This is a genomic window from Mesorhizobium sp. IMUNJ 23033 (assembly GCF_044778005.1).
GTDB lineage: Bacteria > Pseudomonadota > Alphaproteobacteria > Rhizobiales > Rhizobiaceae > Mesorhizobium > Mesorhizobium amorphae_A.
Window position 1 is genome coordinate 1 of the sequence record NZ_JBJACT010000044.1, and the last position, 17,795, is coordinate 17,795.

The following is a 17,795-nucleotide window of genomic DNA, read 5'->3' on the forward strand; positions in this document are numbered from 1 at the left end:
ACGTGTCGAGGTCGTCGTGCAGGCATTTAGTATGATCCCGCCGATGGTCTCAGGCACAGCTCGTATAGCGACCATGCCCTTCCGGCTGGTCAAGCATTTCGAGAAAACGTTCCCCCTGCAGATCGTCTTCCGCTGCCACTTCCCGCATTTACCGAGGCCGTCCAATGGCCGGCCCTTCACAACAGTGATCCGGCAAGCATCTGGATGCGGGAGATAATGTTGCAGGAGGCGTCCCGCACGGCTACTCCAAGCAAGACCTAGGGACGTCGCGGGCGCTCCTAGATCTGCTCAGCGCCTCACACCGGCTCTCCCGTCAATAGCTCGTGTCGGATGAGATCGATGCTGGCGGCAAGTGTGCCTGCGAGGTCGTCCAGCGCGTGGACTTCCTCGACTAGCTCGAACGAGAAGGGACCGGCATAGCCGCCATCAAGCAGCGCCCGGATTTGGCTGCCATTGTCGGAACCTCCCAGGACGCGATCCGGGTAAACCCAGAAGGTCGGATCGTTCACACCTGAAATGTGCACGAGACCGGTCAACTCGCAGGAGAAGAAAGTCTCCCCGGCGAGTGTGTGGTGAAAGGTGTCGTGCACGAGGCGGAAGGCGGACTGGCCATCAACCGCGGTAATGGCCTTAGCCGCTTCCTCCTTCGATCGCAGCGAGCAGGTCCGGAAGCCCAGCGGCTCGACAAGACCGATCAAACCGCGCGACTGGAGGATCGGCTTGAGCGCGCTCAAGGCGACGGGCAGGTTCCCGGGGCGCTCGCCGTTCGCGAAACACGAGCCGTCATTGACCGGCACCAGCACGAGCGCCTTCGCCCCGCAGTCAGCTGCATAATCGGCGAGATTGCTCGCCTCGGCCTGGCGCGCGGGAGTCCACTCATTGAAGCGCTGCAAGGCGTTGACAGAGATAATCGTGACGCCCGCCTCAGCGGCGGCAGACCGGACGTCCGCAGCCGGCATGCCAGGTGCAAAAGAATTGCTGAACAGAACGTCGGTCAGACCCTGATCGCGGGCAAGCGCGAAAAATGCCCGAACATCAAGTCGGGAGCCCGCCAAGTGGTCGAGCGCAAAGCGGGGCGATGCCTGGCGCATGGCTTGGCTTTTCCTTTCATGAAGTGCGGCCGCCGTTCTCAGCTGTTCGGCTCCTGCCGCGAGGCGCTCGTTGATTCAACAGACCGGAATGATAGTCAATCGAGCTTTCTTTCATTTGTGAAAGGAAACTCGACGCCTATGATAGAATCCATCAGTTTTCATATATTTTCCGGCAGATGGATGTCGAACGGCAGAAATGTCTGCCCGGGCGTCTCGACCGTGCCGGTCTCGATGGCCCGCGCCATCAGCGTCATCAGCTCCTGGCAAAGCCGATGCAATGGCGTGGCGACAGCCATCGTGATGATATTATCTGCGAGCGCCGCCCGTGACTCCGGCGTGATTTCATTCACGATCGCGACGAGATTCTGACCTTTACCCTCTTCCCGGAGCGCAGTGATGGCGCCCTCCATGCCCCCGCCGGCCACATAGAAGCCGACGAGCTCGGGTTCCCTCTGCATGAGATCGAGTGTCGATTCGTAGGTGATCTGCCGTTTCTCTAGGTTCACGAGCGGATCGAGCACCTCGAATGTCGGCGCGTTCTCACGGCAATAGGAACGAAAGCCGAGGTCCCGGAGCTCGTGCCCTTGGAAACGGTGGCTGCCGACAAACACCGCCACCTTTCCGGGCCGTTTTGCGATCTTGGAAAACATCCAAGCGGCCGTTCGCCCCACCTTGCGGTTGTTAAGGCCGATATAGCCCTGACGCACGCCGGCGGCGAAGTCCGAAAGCAGCGAGAAAACGGGAATGCCTTTGGCCTTGAGCTCCTCAACCGCCGCTGTAATCTTCGGGTGGTCCGGTGCCACCATGGCAATCGCGTGGCAGCGCGCGCCCAAATCCTCAAGCAGCGCAATCAGGTCACCCGGGACATTTGACGGCGCGAATTCGATGAGCGGAATGCCGTGGAAGGACTGGGCCAAACTAACCGACGCTTCGACCTCGCGAGCGAAGTCTTGGTAGAAATGCTGGGCCGGTTTTCTCAAGATGAAGCCCAGCCGATAGCGCGGCAGGTCCCGTTGCAAGCGCTGCTTGATAAGACCGGCAGCATGATAGCCGATGGCGTGGGCGGCCTCGTGGACCCGCCGCGCAGTCTCCTCCCGCACCGGATGACGAGCGTTCAGAACGCGATCGACCGTTGCCACGCTGATTCCAGCTTCGCGGGCGATATCGGCAATTGTGGGGCGCTTGGTCATGGGTCCAATTCTGATTTGTTTTAACGCCAGGTGACCCTCTGTCATCCAGCGCGTCTCGGCGAAGGTTCCGGGCGGCAGAGTGAAGATGTCCGCATACTCCATGATCGACGGCGTAGGCGAGGAACAGCAATCCAGGCGTAGGCGGGCGCGTATCGATGTACAAGTCGTTTCGTAATTTTGCACTTACCGCATTTAGCGCTTCTGATTTCATCGCCCCGCGAGGCGCTGTTTCAAGCCTGCGAGCCGATCGTTCGGTGCTTGTGACCAGCCCGGCGACTTAATAGGTCGCGAAGCTGTGACTTACTCGGCGGGCGTGGCCGGTTTAATGCCCATCAAACCCGATGACCGCAGAAGGTGGCTTTCATCTGCGCTTGATCCAATTCGCCTTCCCAGCGGGCGACGACGAGCGATGCCACCGCGTTGCCGACGACATTCGTCAGCGCCCGGCATTCGGACATGAAGCGGTCGACGCCAAGGATCAGCGCCATGCCAGCAACGGGAACGCTGGGTACTACGGCGAGCGTAGCGGCCAGCGTGATGAATCCCGCACCTGTTACACCTGCTGCACCCTTCGAGGAAAGCATCGCAACGAGCAGCAGGAGGACCTGATCGCCAATCGACAGATCTGTGTTCGTCGCCTGGGCGATGAAGAGGGCCGCCAGCGTCATGTAGATATTGGTGCCGTCCAGATTGAAGGAATATCCGGTCGGGATGACGAGCCCCACGACCGAACGCTTGGCGCCGGCCTTCTCCATCTTCTCCATGAGCGAGGGCAGCGCGGCCTCCGAGGAGGACGTTGCGAGCACAAGCAGCAGCTCTTCTTTGATGTAGCGGATGAGGGAAAAGATCGAGAAGCCGTTGTAACGGCAGACCGCGCCGAGAACGCCGAACACGAAGAGGAAGGCGGTGAAATAGAACGTCGCGACCAGCATCGCGAGGTTGACGATCGACCCGATGCCATATTTGCCGGTGGTGAAGGCCATGGCGCCGAAAGCGCCGATCGGGGCGGCCTTCATCAACAGGCTGACGAGCTTGAAAATGGGGGCGATCAGCGCCTGAAGGAAGCAAACGACAGGCTTGCCCGTCTCTCCAACCATGGCCAGGGCGATGCCGAACAGAACCGAGAAAAACAGGACCTGCAGGATGTCGCCTTGCGCAAAGGCACCGACGATCGTTGGCGGGATGATGTTCATCAGGAAGCCGGTGAGGGACTGCTCGTGAGCCTTTGCGGCATAGCTATTCACGGCCTGGACATCGAGCGAGGCCGGATCGATGTTGAGGCCGGCGCCAGGCTGAACGACATTGGCGATGACAAGGCCCACGATCAGTGCCAGCGTCGAGAAGGTGAGGAAATAGACCATCGCCTTGCCGGCAACTCGGCCAACCTTCTGGAGATCGTTCATGCCGGCGATGCCGGTCGCAATTGTCAGGAAGATGACAGGCGCGATGATCATCTTGACAAGCTTGATGAAGGCATCACCCAGCGGCTTCACGCTTTCGCCGATCCCCGGATAGAAATGGCCGAGGGCGACGCCAAGGGCGATGGCGGCAAGCACCTGCACGTAGGGCTTGGCGTAGAAGGCCTTGCGAGGCGCGGGACTCGCGCTGCGGACATGTGGAGCTAACACCATTTCTCTCCCAACCGGATAGGGGCCGGGCTCTTCTTCCCATCCCAGGCTTCTCCCATCGCGGCGCTCCGGTCGAACGCTGCTGCCATGCCGGCCGCAAGTACCGTGCCAAAATGAGGACCTGCGCCAGTCACGCCCTTTCCCGGTTTCGGTCATCTCGCGCCAGTGGCCATGTGCGGATTTCCGCACCGGCTGCCTTCACTCGGGGCGGAATTCCCCACTAAGGTTCGCCAGCGGTCGGGTCTGAAGAATGCGGTGGCAGAAGACGGGAGTGACAACGGCGCCTTACAGCAGCTCGCCTTTTGATGTTCCCTGGCAGATCGGCCGCCGGTCGACCTCTCTCGCGTGCGGTTTTGCTCACACTTCTTGGTGGCCCCCTCGGTTTTGTCGTCTTTGCGACGGGCCGCATTCCCGGCATCAAAGCGCAGTATTCTCTACGCGAGCGCTACGCGAGCGTGCTCTTGCCATCCCCGCAACCGACAGTGTGAAAGGAGACATCGAAAGGCAGATGGTTTCCGGGTGGGGCGCGACGGTGCGATTCAAGAGATGCTTATAGTCCGAAGCACAACCAAGGAAGCAATGGGCTTACGACGAGCTTCGCGCCATCGCCTCTTCCACATCATCACATTGACGCAAATGACGGTTGCCGCGAGCGGCGAGCCGACCGGTGTCGTCGGCTCCGGATGCCGCTTCCGATCACTTCATGGTGATGGCGAACGGCACAGCCACGCAACACCTCTGCACGGTCATTGCGCCAAACACCGCGGAGACGCTGGGGCGACATGGGTGTTGTTCGACTTCTATCTGCTCGACGACTGATAGCACTGAGGGAATTCTATCATGGGCGTTGAGTTTCCTGTCACAAATGAAAGAAAGTTCGATTGACTGACAACCCTCATTCCGGTCTGCTGAATCAACGTGCGGTTGCGCCCGGCAGAAGCCTAGAACGGGGCCACACTTCAACGAAGGAGAGCCAAGCCATGCGTCAGGTATCGCCTCGCTTTGCATTCAACTACATGGCGGCGCCCCGACTTGATGTTCGGGCATTTTTTGCGCTTGCCCGTGACCAAGGCCTGCCCCACACCCAAATCCGCGACCATCTTTTCAGCAATCCTATTGCAGGCGGCATGCCGGCTGCGGAAGTAAGTCCGGTCTGCCGCCACCGAGGTCGGCGTCTCGATTATCTCTGTCAACGCCTTGCAGCGCTTCAATGCGTGGCCTCCCGCGCGCAGGCCAGCTCGCCGATTACGCCGCGGCCTGCGGGGAGAAGACGCTGGTCCTGGTCAACGACGGCTCGGGCGACAATGCCATTTGCCGAGAGCGTTTACGCGCCGGACGACGTCGCAGGCGCAAATGCCGCGAGTATTGATTTCGCGGCGCGAGATCGAGGATGACATGCTAGACTCAGACAATACTCGCGAATCCGAACAAAGTGCCGGGGAGACGCCGTCATGCTCCACATCGCTTCAGCACGCGAAAAGGGGTAACTCAAAATCCGAGACGAACAACGCGGTCGCTATTGTGCCATCGCACGAGCGCGCGCTTGCCGGCATCTTCGAAATATCGAAAGCACTCACCGCCCCCTCCCGGCTCGAAGTCACGTTGGCCAAGGTCGTCGATCTTCTGCGATCGTTTGTGCAGATGCGGCACGGCATCATCTCTCTCTTCGACGGTGATGGCGAACTGGACATCACCGCCGGCTGGAGCGAGAGCTGCGATGAGCGCTGCCGGATGTACCTGCCGCGGAAGGCAATCGACCAGATTGTGACGGCGGACACGCCCCTCGTCGCCGAGAACATAGCGGTGCATTCGGCCTTCGGTGCCGCCGACATGGACGTGCTCGGGATCTCCGACGCCGTGTCCTTCATCGGCGTTCCCATTCGCGTCGATGCGAACGTCGTGGGCACGCTGACCATCGACCGCTTACTGGACAACAGGTCAAGATCTTGGCTCGATTACAACATCCGTCTGCTACCGGTGATCGCCAACCTGGTGGGACAGACAGTGAAGTCCCATCGCTCATTCGCGTGCGACCGCGAGCAACCGATGGCGGAGAAGGAGCGGCTGCAAAAGCAGTTCGGCGAGCTCAAGCATCATGCGCGGGAGCGTAAGAAGGTTAACGTCAAGGGAATCATTGGCGACAGCCGGGCGCTACTCGGTCTGCTCGAGAAGGTCGCGGTGGTAGCCGAGGCGAAGATTACGGTTCTGTTGCGAGGCGAATCCGGTACCGGGAAGGAACTGATCGCCAGGGCCATCCACGAGTTGTCGCCGCGCGCCAAGCGGCCCTTCATCAAGCTCAATTGCGCGGCGCTGCCTGAGACAGTCCTGGAATCCGAATTGTTCGGTCATGAGAAGGGTGCCTTCACCAGCGCGTTCAATTCGCGCAAGGGGCGCTTTGAGCTTGCCGACAAGGGGACGTTGTTCCTGGACGAGATCGGCGAGATCTCGGCCTCGTTCCAGGCAAAGTTACTGCGCGTGCTGCAAGAGCAGGAGTTCGAGCGCGTCGGCGGCAACCAGACCATTAAGGTCGATGTTCGCGTGATTGCTGCCACGAACAAGAACCTGGAAGAAGCGGTTGCAAGGAACGAGTTCCGCGCCGACCTCTATTACCGCATCAGCGTGGTGCCCTTGCTGGTGCCGGCGTTACGCGAAAGGCGCAGTGATATTCGGCTCCTCGCGGCTGAGTTTCTCAAGAATTTCAACGATGAGAACGGCCGTACGCTGACCTTCGATCCCAGTGCGATTGAGGTACTGATGAACTGTGATTTTCCCGGCAACATTCGCGAGCTCGAAAATTGCGTGCACCGGACAGCGATCATGGCGGAGGGACCATCAATCGGGAGAAACGACTTTTCCTGTTGCCAAGGCCAATGCTTTGCCGCGGCGCTGTGGAAGAACAGATCGGGCAAGAGCGCGCTGCAACCGGGACCGATCGTGCCGGCGCCAGTAAATCCGGCCACACCGCCGGCTGCGGCCGCTAGTTCTGCCGCCGTGGCGGTCCCGCCAGCGATCACTGGGCTGCCACCGCTAGCGCCTGCCGGCGCAGCCCAGTTAAATGGTTCGAGGACCATCGATCGCGAGGGTGTCATCGCGGCCATGGAAAGATGTGGCTGGGTGCAGGCAAAGGCGGCACGCCTGCTTGGACTTACGCCGCGCCAGATTGGCTATGTGCTGAGGAAATACGGCATCGAGATCAAGCGTCTGTGAAAGACGACTGAGGCGAATAGCTGGGACAAATCAAGCGTTGGTGGTTTGGCGGGCCTTTGCCCGATGACGAGGGGTGCAGGCCCCGCGTCGTCGCCAACTTCGATCCGACCTCACGGCAATCGGCGTCCCGACAAAGGTGGCGTGAAGCAGCGCTATGACGCCGGTTTGTCGGCCATTTTTCTCTCGACCATCAGCTATGCCGGATGCCCTTCGCGACTGAAATGGAGAAAAATATGTCCGATGCAAAACTGCAAAGTGTGCTTTCGTCACTTTCGCAAGTGGCGAGACAGTTAGAGGCTCTGCCATCCGACCCAACAGCGCCGGATGCAAGTTGCGTCAAACTAAACACGAATGAGAACCCATTTCCGTTGCCGGCAATCATAATGCAAAGCGCGATTGCGGCCCTCGAACGGCAGTATCTCTATCCAGAAGATGACAACATCAGCTTGAGGGAAGCAGCCTCCAAAGCCTACGGCGTCTCCAAGGATCAGGTGATCGCCGGTAACGGATCGTCTGAACTGCTCGGGCTCATTTACAGAGCTTTCCTTGCCCCGGGCGATAGCGTGGCGATGGTGTCGCCAGGTTTTTCGTTCAACCGCAAACTTGCCATGTTGCAGGGCGCTCAATTTCTCGAAATCGGATGTGACAAGGGTCATTCCTTGCCGATAGAGCAATTGCTTTTCGGCCCTGCAAAAGACGCCAAGTTCATTCTGTTGGCCAATCCGAACAATCCCACCGGAACGTTTGTTCCGGTGGTCGACATTGAACGCCTCCTAGCACAATCGGACCGCTTGATCGTCCTGGATGAGGCCTACGTCGACTTTGCACCTGACAATGGTCTGCGCCTCATCGATCGTTATTCGAATCTTCTCGTCTTAAGAACGTTTTCGAAAAGCTATGCCGCCGCCGGCGTTCGCGTCGGTTTCGGTTTCGGTCACCCCGAAATTATTGGTAGGCTGCGCAACATCCAGAACGTCTTCAACATGAATGTGATTGGGCATGCGGTTGGTATCAGCATACTTGCTCATCGCGACGCTTATGCAGACAACCACAAGCACGTCAAGCGTGAACGACAGCGGGTCACCTTGGCGCTGTTGCAACTTGGATTTTCAGTAGCACCATCCCACGCAAATTTTGTGTTGGCCCGTGTGCCAGCGGGACAGGATGGCTCATGGTGGCAGGCAGCCTTGGAAAGGCAAAATATACTTGTGGCCTTTTTTCCTGATAAAGGTTTGGAAAATTACATCCGCGTCAGCATCGGCACAAAAGAACAGATGGATGCATTCCTTGCCGTTACGAGAGATATTTATGCAATCTTAAAGGTGACAGAGTCCAGACGTTGGGCAGCATCAGGCTCTTCTTTCGCGCTACGCGGGAGATAATCCGAGCGATCACACACCTCTATATCTTTTAATTGCTTGATCATCGCAAGCAAAAGAACGTCCTGAGTTAAACTTGGAGAAATCAAGTGAGAAACGCCTTTCCTTCAACCCTGACCTTCGGCATCTTCGATTACTTGGACGAGGACGGCCGCGATATCGCCCGGCAATACGCGGATCGCCTGATGTTGGCAGAGGCATGTGATCACCTCGGTTTCTATGCATATCATCTGGCAGAGCATCACTGTACCCCGCATGGCAGAGGTCCATCGCCGAATCTGTTCTTATCGAGCGTCGCCCAGCGCACCCAGCGCCTTCGTGTCGGCCCGTTGGTAATGCTACTTGCCCTTTATCATCCGCTGCGTGCGTTCGAGGAGGTCTGTATGCTTGACCATTTGAGCGGTGGCAGGCTCGAACTCGGTATAGGACGCGGCTCTTTCCCCACCGAATTGGGTTACTTCGGGATTGGTGCGGACGCGGCGCCAAGCCAGTATGCGGAAGCCAGCGAGATCCTTATAAATGCGATGAAAGGCGGCACGCTGTCTTATCAAGGCCGCCATTTTGAATTGAATGGCGTTCCTTTGACGCTAAGACCTCATCAGCGGCCGCATCCGCCGACCTGGATCGCCACCAATCGACCCGAGCCGGCAAGCTGGGCCGCGGCTAATGGCGCAAATATCGCGTGCGTGGGACCTTCCTCTTCTGTTCGCAGAACTACTGATGCCTTCCGCGCCGGTCGAGAGCACAAAACTGAGGCGGACGAGCGAGCACCATTTCTTGGATTGCTCCGAATGGTTGTGATTGGGCCTTCTGAAGCAGATGCGTATTCGCTCGCGGCACCTGCTTACGAACGATGGCTTAAGAGCTTCAAATTCCTTTACGACCTCAATGCCATCCCGACTCCACCAAACCTGCCGCTGACCTTCGATGCAGCAATCGAGAGTGAGTTGTGCGTAGTAGGATCGGCAGCTTCTGTGCGAAAAGCTCTGCTTGGTCAGTTGGAAGAGGCAGGTGCCAACTACCTTCTTTGTCAACTGGCATTTGGGGATCTGCCGCTAGATGCATCCCTTTTCACCGCAACGACGATTCAATCCGAAATCATGGCTCAAGTCGGCTGACCATGAAATTTGCTGTCTGATTGGACATCAAAATCGTTGTCGCAGCGCTCCATGACATTCCCCGTCCAATCTGTGGGACGACCCTGCGTATAATGCCGGGATTGATATTCCGATATCATTTTGCCGATCGCCGATCCACCGGCACGGTCGGTGTCTGGTACTTGCGTGTCTCTGCCGAGGTGTGGCCGAGCTGCTTCTGAACATAGCGTTCATCAACCTCGGCTGAGGCGAGGCGGGCGCGCAGCGAGTGGCCAAAATTTTTGACCACGCTCGCCTTCGTTGAGATCACCGCGCACCCTGTCGGCCAACGCTGCTGGCTTCACCAGCCGCGCCACGAGCGACGCCAGGCCGCCGAACGATGGCGATCAGACGCAAGGGCGGTTCGAGATCTCGGAAAAGCTTCTCCGGAGCCTGCACAGTCCCAACTCATGATCGTGGATGGATCTGTGAGCCGGCGTGCATGCCGCGGTTCCGCTGGCGCTTCGGTCATGCGAGCCGTGCCGGTGGCTCATTCGTCGCCTGCGAGACCGTCGAACGCCTCAAGCAGTGCATCGACAATCGCCTGGCCGAGCGCCTGTGCTTTCTCACCGATTTGGGCTTCGCTTCCGTTGCGGGCGGCGGTGGCGAGTTCCGAACCCTGATCCGTCAGGATCGCATTGGCCCGATCGATCGCCCATTGCGCGAAATCGTCCCGGCTGTCGATGATTCTGGTTTCCATCAATGCGCGCTCCCGCGTTTAGGATTTGTTTAGCCTATCTGGGCTAAGATCAAGGTGCGCGATGGGTACTGCGTTCGCGCCACAACACGCCTCGATCCTTGCAGCGTCATCCCTGCTGAGCAAGTCCGCTTCGCCCGACCAGAAGCGCGATTTTGCGTTTCCGTGACCACTTGCAGCTCTGAACGATCGTTTTGGGCCGAACAGCGCGGCTTGGAGCAGTGAGCGTGGGGTCAGTCAGACGACCAGCCGCGCGGCGCGGCCTAATTGGCGCTCGGCGTCGTTGTAATAGCGCGACGCCTGTTGCACGGAGCGGTGCTGCGATTTCTGCATCGCTTCAGATAGCGGAATGCCGCAGCGGGCGGCTCGGTGAGATATCCGGAGCGCAAACCGTGTGTGGAAAAGAGTGTTGGACCAAGCCCGGCCTCGGCAATGCGGCGTATCACGCGTCACCGGCTCGGCGGCCGTGAAAATGGTCGGCGGCCTCGACCCGGTTCATCCGTTCGCGCCTGCGGACCTCCGCTGGCAGATGTTGAGATCCTATGGGGGTGAATAGCGGCCGCCACTCTGCGAGGGTGAAGTCGCCAAAAACCATCCAGGAGGCTCGCAATGAAAGTCGTAGACCGTTCCGATTCGCCGAGCGCTATTCAATTCGCGTTGAGCTTGCTGCAATCTTCGTTTCTTTGGAACTCTCTCGTTCGAAATGGCTGATCACGTCGCTATCGCCAGGTGCCGGCGAGCGCATGTCGAAGTTCGCGGTGACAGGCGGGGATGCTCCAGGATTGTTAGCCTGCCTCACCGAACAGCAGCGCAAAGCGAAAGCACGTACCGGTCGTAGTTTTCGGATCATAATCGATCCAAGAAGCCGGTGTCTTTGATTGCCGCACTGGGAGAAGAGTTGGCAATTCTCGACGCGAAAATGGAAAGCGAAGCGACCGCCAACTGGCATCGGTTGAGCGTAAGACGGCTTGACGAATGCCTCATTGCCACGCAGTCAAATTGCACGCATAGGCTTGGCATAGAGGACGCGGCTGAGGAGGTGCTCGAACGAAGCTGGTCGCCGACGAGACCACCGCCCGGGTCTTAAGCCGGGGCGCGGCAAGACCAAGATACAAACGTTGCACGAGGGCAATCCGCCATGCACTCGTACACCACACCACGAGACACGATCTGACGAGGAACCATGATACGCAGTCAAAAAGAGAAGATGCTCGCAGGCGAGCCATATAGTGCGGCGGATCCGGAGATCCAAGCTGACCTGCTGGCCACCGGGGCTTGGCTGAAGAGGTACAATGACACGTTGGGCCAAACCGCCGAGCAGTGGCATGCGCTCCTGTCCGAGCGGCTAGGAGAGGTTGGGCTCGGAGCGGTCATCCGTCCGCCCTTCTATTGCGACTACGGCTTCAACATCCGCCTCGGAGCCCACGTATTCCTCAATTTCAACTGCGTCATCCTTGACGTGGTAGAGGTGACGATTGGCCAAGGAACGGCAATTGGGCCTGCCGTGCAGATCTACACCGCAGATCATCCGCATGATCCTGAGCAGCGGCAGAGTGGGCTGCAGCTCGGGCGTCCTGTCCGCATTGGCAGCCGTGTCTGGATCGGCGGTGGAGCAATCATTCTCCCGGGCGTCACGATTGGCGATGATGCGGTCGTGGGCGCTGGCAGCGTGGTCACTCGAGATGTCCCCGCAGGGGCAACAGTCGTGGGAAGTCCGGCTCGGGTGCAAGGGGTTCAAAGTCGTTGAACTTGGCTGCCAAGCTCCGCTATGCCGAGTGGCTGTGCAAAGCAACCCGTCAATTACGCGCAATTGCGGCCGGTTGGGCGGACGCCGCTCCGCTTATATTCTGCATAATCTCGGGTCTTACACCGCCTCGAGGAAGGCCAGGTCCTTAATCGCGCGCCGCCTGGAAAGTGCTGCGCAACTCGGAGACGCATCGCTGCATCCGCGACGTGTATGGCGAGGCAGACTCCGTGTCGCCGACAATCACGCCATCTACAACGATCTTGTGGGCCTCAACCGGATGGAACGGGTCACTCTAGACAATGGCCCACCAAACATCAGGTCCGGCACCCCGCTGTTGCGGTGGTATCGAGTTTCTCTTCGAGAATGTCGTCGAAGGACGCGTAGTTAAGATTGTAGAGTTTGGAATAGAGACCACCCATAGCCATCAGTTTGTCGTGGTTGCCGGTCTCAATGACCTGGCCATTCTGAAATACGATGATACGGTCGGCGCCGCGGATCGTTGCAAGGCGGTGGGCGATGACGAGGCCAGTGCGGCCTGCAAGCAGTTTTTTCAGAGCCTTCTGAATCAGCATTTCCGTGTAGCTGTCGATGTTGGCGGTGGCCTCGTCGAGGACGAGGATCTTGGCGTCGGCAACGAGAGCTCGGGCGAAACTGATAAGCTGGCGCTGGCCGAGAGAAAGGTTGCCGCCCCGTTCGCCGAGTTGGGCTTCATAGCCGTCGGCAAGGCTCATGATGAAGTCGTGGGCGCCGACCGCCTTGGCAGCCTCGATCACCTTGTCGCGCGTGGCTTCCGTCTTATGGTAGCGAATGTTCTCGAGGACCGTCCCGGTGAACAGGAACGGCTCCTGCAGCACCATAGCGACCTGGCGGCCAAGCGATTCCTGGGTGAGATCGCGCACATCCTGTCCGCCGACCAGCACTTGGCCCTGCTGAACATCATAGAAGCGATGGACGAGGGCCATCGCGCTCGATTTACCAGAACCGGTCGGCCCGACCAGGGCGACCGTCTCGCCGGGATTGGCCCGGAAGGACACATTTTTCAGTACAGGATGGTTGGGATTGTAGCCAAAGCTGACGTTCCTGAATTCGACCGAGCCGTTCATTTCGGCCGAAAGCGCCCGGGCATCCGGTTTGTCCTGGATATCGATCTTGACGTCGAGCACATCGGTCAGGCGCTTGCCGGAGGCCATGGCGCGCTGCATGATCGAATATTGCAGAGTGAGCGAGCGGATCGGATCAAAGAAGCGCTGGATGTAGAAAAGATAGGCGACCAATACGCCCACATCGATACGGCCGTTCATGATCATGGAGCCGCCGACCACGATGACGACGGCCATGGCGAGGCCGGTGAGCCCATCGACGATCGGCACCATGACCTGTGCATATTTGGCAGCAATCAGGTGAGTCCTGAGATTGGCATGGGCCTTGTCGCCGTAGAGAATGAAATTCACCTGCTGGCGGTCCATGGACTGAACTGTGCGCACGCCGTGAATGGCTTCAGCCAGCGCGCCATTGGTGACCGAATTGGTCTCGTGCGCAGCCATGAAGGCGTCGCGGGCACGCGGCAGCCAGAAGATGCGGACGATGAACAGGATCGACAAGACCGAGAGCGTCAGGAGGCCGAGGCGGAAGTCGAGCCACAGCATCACGAAGACGATGCCGAAGAGAAGCGCAACATCGCCTACGGAAAATAATGAGTTTGCGAGGAATTCCTGTATGGAGTTGACGTCGCCTTGCAGGCGGGACATCAGGCGTCCGACCTCGGTCTTGTCCATGAAGGAGAGCGAAACCCTCTGCAGATGGCCGAACATGGCGCGGCGGATGTCGAAGAGGACATTCTCGGCCGTTTTCCCAATCACGACTTCCTGCGTGTAGCCAGCGGCGAAATTGACCAAAATCGCGAGAAGGAATGCTCCGGCGGCCGCAAGCAGGTAGGAGTGATCGATGCCTCCCGGAGCCATACCGAGGTCGATCGCGTAGCGAATGATCAATGGGATGAGAAGCTGCGTGCCCGTGAAGATCAGCAATGCGGAAACCGAGATGAATAGCTTGGCCTTGTAAGGACGCGCGAAGGCCCAAATGCGCCGGATCACGTTCTGGTCGAAAGCCCGGCCGAACATCTCCTCTTCGATACGGTGCGAGCCGACAACCGCGCGGGGAGGGCGCTTGCCGTCGCCACGGACGTCATTGCGTTCGCCTTCGAGTTCGTCGCCGTCCTCTTGGGCCATCAGCGCCCGTTCCCATACTCGATCATCATGTCATCACTCGAAGCGCATCTGCAGATCGTAAAGGGCCTTATATCGTTCTCGCTTCGCCAAAAGCTCTTCATGGGTGCCACGCTCGACGATCTCGCCGTTGTCAATAAAAAGGATCTGGTCGGCGTGCATGAGCGAGCTCAGCCGGTGGGCGATGATGATTGTCACCCGCTCGTTAGCGAAGCGCCGTATCGCCGCGCGGATGCGCTGCTCGGTGGCGGCATCGATCGCCGCGGTCGAGTCGTCGAAAACGACGACCGACGGGCGCAGCATCATGGTGCGCGCAATCGTGAGACGCTGGCGCTGGCCGCCCGAGAGAGAGATGCCGCGTTCGCCCACGACCGTCTCGTAGCCTGCTGGTAGCCCTAGGATGTGGTTGTGCAGCTGGGCGGATTCGCTAGCGCGCTCAATCCGCTGTTCTTTCGCCCAGGGATCGCCATAAGCGACGTTGTTCTCGATCGTGGTGGTGAACAGGAATGCGTCCTGCTGTACGACCGCGACCGCTTTGCGAAGAGTTGCTAGGGTGACCTTGCGGATGTCCTGCCCGTCAAAGGTGATGGCGCCCCCAGTGACGTCGTAAAAGCGGGGGATCAGGTGAGCCATCGTCGATTTGCCCGAACCCGGCGGACCGACGATCGCGATTGTCTCACCCCTACGTGCCTCAAAGTTGATGTTCTTCACAATCGCGCGGTTTTCGGTGCTGGGATATGCAAAGGAGACATTGTCGAAGCGCAGAGTGCCTTCGCTGATCTCGAGCGGTCTGGCGTCGGGAGCATCCCTGATTGTAATATCTTGGTCGAGGAGACCGAAAAGACGCGACCCGCAAGTGGAAGCGCGAGCGAATGCATTGACCATCAGGCCAATCTGGCGCACGGGCATTTGCAGGATAGTCATGAATGTCAGGAATGTGGTGAGCTTTCCGACGGTGATCTCGCCGGCGATGAGCTTGTTGCCACCGATCCAGAGGACCAAACCCATGGCGAAAAAGTAGGACAAGGTCATCGCCGACGTGTTGGGTGCGTGGATGTCAGCGAGCTCGTGGGCGAGGTCGAGCGCGTTCTTCGAGGCGCGATCGAACTTCAGCATCTCATAAGTCTGTGCCGCAAAAGCGCGGACGACGCGGATGCCTCCGAGATTTTCCTCCATCACGCGGCTTAGGACCGAAAACCGCTCCTGTAGGTCGAGCCAGGTGGCCCGCAGCCTAAGCTGCGTGACGGACGAGCGCCAGCCGACGAAAGGTACGAAGCTGAGCGCGAGAAGACCGAGCACCGGATCGGTGGAGATCAGCATGTAGGCCCCCATTCCAATCAGCATGGTGAGCAGGAGGGCGCGAACGAGGGCGGTGGAAAAATACGTCCGCACGCCTTCGAGATCGAGCATGCCTATGGTGATCAGATCGCCTGAATGCACCTGATCGTGAAAGGAAAAGCTGAGACGTTGGATCTTCTCGTAGCAGGCGAGGCGCAGTTCATACGCGACGTGATGCCCGACCGCTTCGGCAAAATAGTTCTGCACCATCGTGAAGAGGCCTCGCAGGGCGCTGACGGCGAGCAGCAGGAGAGCCGAAATCCAGAGCGCTCCTTCCGCCGCAGCCCCGGTGACACCGCCTCCGATAGCTGTCTGGCTCTGGTCGATCGCTCGGCCGAGAAGCTGCGGGATGAGCAACTGGAGGATTACCGCTACCAGTGTCGAGCCGATGGCGAAGGCGACCTGCCACGGGTGTCGCAAATTCATCCGGGTAATGCGCAGCAACGTGCTCAAGTCCCGGCCCCGCCCGGCCGCTTCAAGATGCGTGACCGAATTCTGAGGCTGCGTCGCGCCGCCAATAGCATCATTGCTCACGGGGGTGTTCCAGACTGAATTGAGCTTTCTGTACACGCCGGGTCGACTCACCATGAAACGCGACCGCCACGTTTAATGGCCACCATCTCCAGCAGTGCCTGCTCCGACGAGCCGAGCCGCGGCTACAGCTGCCGGCATGTCAATGACCGTGATTGCGCTTTCTGCAAGGAAACGACGTTCGTTTCTGGTGAGCGTCGCCGCATCGATTACAGCAAAATGGGATCCTTCCGAGCGCTTCATGATCTGTCTGGCGTAGGTGCGCAGCATCTGATCGTTGAAGCGGCAGCCGACGAAGAAGAAACCACGGTTGATGCGCCGTTCCTTCACCACGTCAGGGATCGGCGTCTGGATGTCGATTTCGGTTAGGACTTCGACATAGTCGGAATCGGCGACGAGGAAATTTGCGGCCGGCCTAACACTGCCATGAGGGGTATAGAGAACCGTCTTTGCCGCTGGCCCCCGGTCGAGTTCGTTCCCGGACAAGTCGTAGGTTTTCGTCCAAATGTTACCGATTTCGTTCGCCCGCGTAACGCCTTGTATCTCGACGACGTCCGCTCGGCCGGCCTCTGCGAGGGCGGCTCGCATAGCGCCGTCGTACCAGCTGTCGATGATGAGGGAGAGCGGCAGCTTTGCCAGCCAGGCGTGAAGGATGGTCGGTGCCGCCGGCGCTGCGAATATCTCGGCCATCCATGCTTGAAGCGTCCGGCGATGCCGGCGCTGTTCGATGAACTGTGCGACCGACCACATATTGGTGCGAATCCTGGAAGGGGCCGGCGCGCGCGTGTTGAGCGCCGCGGCGACGGCTTCCGGACCATGCGGTACAGGCGTTTCCGCGGAGTTGAGCCGGAGGAGACCCGGACCGAGATATGGGATCACCGCATCGGCCGCGAGCGCTTCATTCAGCAGGTCAAGCAGCTTTTCGGCAAAACTGTCGCGGAGGACGACGAGGTGGCGCGGGGTCAGGATCGTTTTCATGCTCGCTTCCTCTCGCAGCCCTGTTATCAACTTGCCCAACATCAATCCTCGTCGGAAATCTTCCTGGCCTCGACGGTGATCGGCAGACGTGTATCCCGTGGAAGCTCGGGCAGGACGAACCGCCACCCGTTCCTGAGCGTTACGGTCCCGCCCCACAAGTCTTCGTTCTCGAGCTTGACGATCGGCTCTTCGAGGTCCTTCTTGGGCACATACGCCGACAAGCCAGCACCGGTCCTGCGGATCATTATTTTCATCTTGCTGCTCCTCGATTTGCAGTGCTTTCGGCACTGCAATGAACCTCGACTTTGTCGAGGCTCATAAGTTCACGCGCTCGCATGCCGACGATCGTGCCGCGATCGACCCATTCGACCGCATAGATGAAGAACTGCTGGAGAAAGGTGCCAATGTCGCGCACATAACCCTCATCGCCCTTGCGCACGAGGTTTTCGCCGATCTCCCTGCCAGGATAGGTGCCGTCATTCTTTATGTGGCGTGTGGCACGGACCCGCTCACCCGGCATAAATCGGGGAGGCTTGCGGATTTCGACCTCCTGTTCGCGTCCGAGCCACATGGCCGTTCCTTCTTTCTCGAGGCTGCAGGTTGTCGGCAAAGGAGTTCCAGGTGCCCTCCGGAGGCAAACCCGGCCGT

14 protein-coding genes and 4 pseudogenes are annotated in these 17,795 nt (G+C 59.1%); 6 read left to right on the forward strand and 12 right to left on the reverse strand.

Going from position 1 to position 17,795, the window contains the following annotated elements:
* Positions 1-261: pseudogene (locus ACFX5Q_RS31550) on the forward strand (LysR family transcriptional regulator); the annotation flags it as partial.
* Between the two features lie 35 nt (positions 262-296).
* Here the strand turns inward: ACFX5Q_RS31550 and ACFX5Q_RS31555 are convergent.
* The 4 genes from ACFX5Q_RS31555 to ACFX5Q_RS31570 form a co-directional block, all read right to left on the reverse strand.
* Complete coding sequence (locus tag ACFX5Q_RS31555) at positions 297-1,091, reverse strand: TIM barrel protein (RefSeq protein ID WP_404284115.1); 795 nt, start codon at positions 1,089-1,091, stop codon at positions 297-299.
* A 158-nt stretch (positions 1,092-1,249) separates the two neighbouring features.
* Positions 1,250-2,281, reverse strand: coding sequence for a LacI family DNA-binding transcriptional regulator (locus ACFX5Q_RS31560; RefSeq protein WP_404284168.1), 1,032 nt, complete (start codon positions 2,279-2,281; stop codon positions 1,250-1,252).
* Between the two features lie 332 nt (positions 2,282-2,613).
* Complete coding sequence (locus ACFX5Q_RS31565) at positions 2,614-3,912, reverse strand: dicarboxylate/amino acid:cation symporter (RefSeq protein ID WP_404284117.1); 1,299 nt, start codon at positions 3,910-3,912, stop codon at positions 2,614-2,616.
* A 956-nt stretch (positions 3,913-4,868) separates the two neighbouring features.
* Positions 4,869-5,120 carry a hypothetical protein gene (locus ACFX5Q_RS31570; protein WP_404284118.1) on the reverse strand — a complete coding sequence of 84 codons (252 nt, stop codon included), beginning with the start codon at positions 5,118-5,120 and terminating at the stop codon, positions 4,869-4,871.
* Positions 5,121-5,262: 142 nt separating this feature from the next.
* Between ACFX5Q_RS31570 and nifA the strand changes: the two genes are divergently transcribed.
* From nifA to ACFX5Q_RS31585, 3 genes are all read left to right on the forward strand, one after another.
* Positions 5,263-7,116, forward strand: coding sequence for a nif-specific transcriptional activator NifA (gene nifA / locus ACFX5Q_RS31575; protein WP_404284120.1), 1,854 nt, complete (start codon positions 5,263-5,265; stop codon positions 7,114-7,116).
* 233 nt (positions 7,117-7,349) lie between these two features.
* Positions 7,350-8,498 carry a histidinol-phosphate transaminase gene (gene hisC / locus ACFX5Q_RS31580; protein ID WP_404284122.1) on the forward strand — a complete coding sequence of 383 codons (1,149 nt, stop codon included), beginning with the start codon at positions 7,350-7,352 and terminating at the stop codon, positions 8,496-8,498.
* Between the two features lie 86 nt (positions 8,499-8,584).
* The gene (locus tag ACFX5Q_RS31585; RefSeq protein WP_404284124.1) at positions 8,585-9,613 is read left to right on the forward strand and encodes an LLM class flavin-dependent oxidoreductase; all 1,029 of its coding nucleotides are present in this window, start codon (positions 8,585-8,587) and stop codon (positions 9,611-9,613) included.
* A gap of 115 nt (positions 9,614-9,728) precedes the next feature.
* Here ACFX5Q_RS31585 and ACFX5Q_RS31590 read toward each other — a convergent pair.
* From ACFX5Q_RS31590 to ACFX5Q_RS31600, 3 genes and pseudogenes are all read right to left on the reverse strand, one after another.
* Positions 9,729-9,948: pseudogene (locus ACFX5Q_RS31590) on the reverse strand (hypothetical protein); the annotation flags it as partial.
* Positions 9,949-10,121: 173 nt separating this feature from the next.
* On the reverse strand, positions 10,122-10,331 hold the full coding sequence (locus tag ACFX5Q_RS31595; protein WP_192178675.1) for a hypothetical protein: 210 nt from the start codon (positions 10,329-10,331) through the stop codon (positions 10,122-10,124).
* Positions 10,332-10,565: 234 nt separating this feature from the next.
* Positions 10,566-10,765: pseudogene (locus ACFX5Q_RS31600) on the reverse strand (integrase); the annotation flags it as partial.
* 156 nt (positions 10,766-10,921) lie between these two features.
* On the opposite strand from ACFX5Q_RS31600, the pseudogene ACFX5Q_RS31605 reads away from it, so the two are divergent.
* Positions 10,922-11,201, forward strand: a pseudogene (locus tag ACFX5Q_RS31605) (hypothetical protein); the annotation flags it as partial.
* A gap of 310 nt (positions 11,202-11,511) precedes the next feature.
* Positions 11,512-12,075: a sugar O-acetyltransferase gene (locus tag ACFX5Q_RS31610; protein WP_404284126.1), complete on the forward strand. Its 564-nt coding sequence runs from the start codon at positions 11,512-11,514 to the stop codon at positions 12,073-12,075.
* Positions 12,076-12,389: 314 nt separating this feature from the next.
* Here ACFX5Q_RS31610 and ACFX5Q_RS31615 read toward each other — a convergent pair whose 3' ends face one another.
* The 5 genes from ACFX5Q_RS31615 to ACFX5Q_RS31635 form a co-directional block, all read right to left on the reverse strand.
* Positions 12,390-14,303 carry an ABC transporter ATP-binding protein gene (locus ACFX5Q_RS31615; protein ID WP_404284128.1) on the reverse strand — a complete coding sequence of 638 codons (1,914 nt, stop codon included), beginning with the start codon at positions 14,301-14,303 and terminating at the stop codon, positions 12,390-12,392.
* Positions 14,304-14,336: 33 nt separating this feature from the next.
* Positions 14,337-16,172 carry an ABC transporter ATP-binding protein gene (locus ACFX5Q_RS31620; protein ID WP_404284130.1) on the reverse strand — a complete coding sequence of 612 codons (1,836 nt, stop codon included), beginning with the start codon at positions 16,170-16,172 and terminating at the stop codon, positions 14,337-14,339.
* A 72-nt stretch (positions 16,173-16,244) separates the two neighbouring features.
* Positions 16,245-17,147, reverse strand: coding sequence for an SIR2 family NAD-dependent protein deacylase (locus tag ACFX5Q_RS31625; RefSeq protein WP_404284132.1), 903 nt, complete (start codon positions 17,145-17,147; stop codon positions 16,245-16,247).
* Positions 17,148-17,188: 41 nt separating this feature from the next.
* Positions 17,189-17,401, reverse strand: coding sequence for a putative nitrogen fixation protein NifT (gene nifT, locus ACFX5Q_RS31630; protein WP_404284134.1), 213 nt, complete (start codon positions 17,399-17,401; stop codon positions 17,189-17,191).
* Complete coding sequence (locus ACFX5Q_RS31635) at positions 17,398-17,718, reverse strand: nitrogen fixation protein NifZ (protein ID WP_404284136.1); 321 nt, start codon at positions 17,716-17,718, stop codon at positions 17,398-17,400. Before ACFX5Q_RS31635 ends, nifT begins: the two co-directional genes overlap by 4 nt.
* Positions 17,719-17,795: the final 77 nt, after the last annotated feature.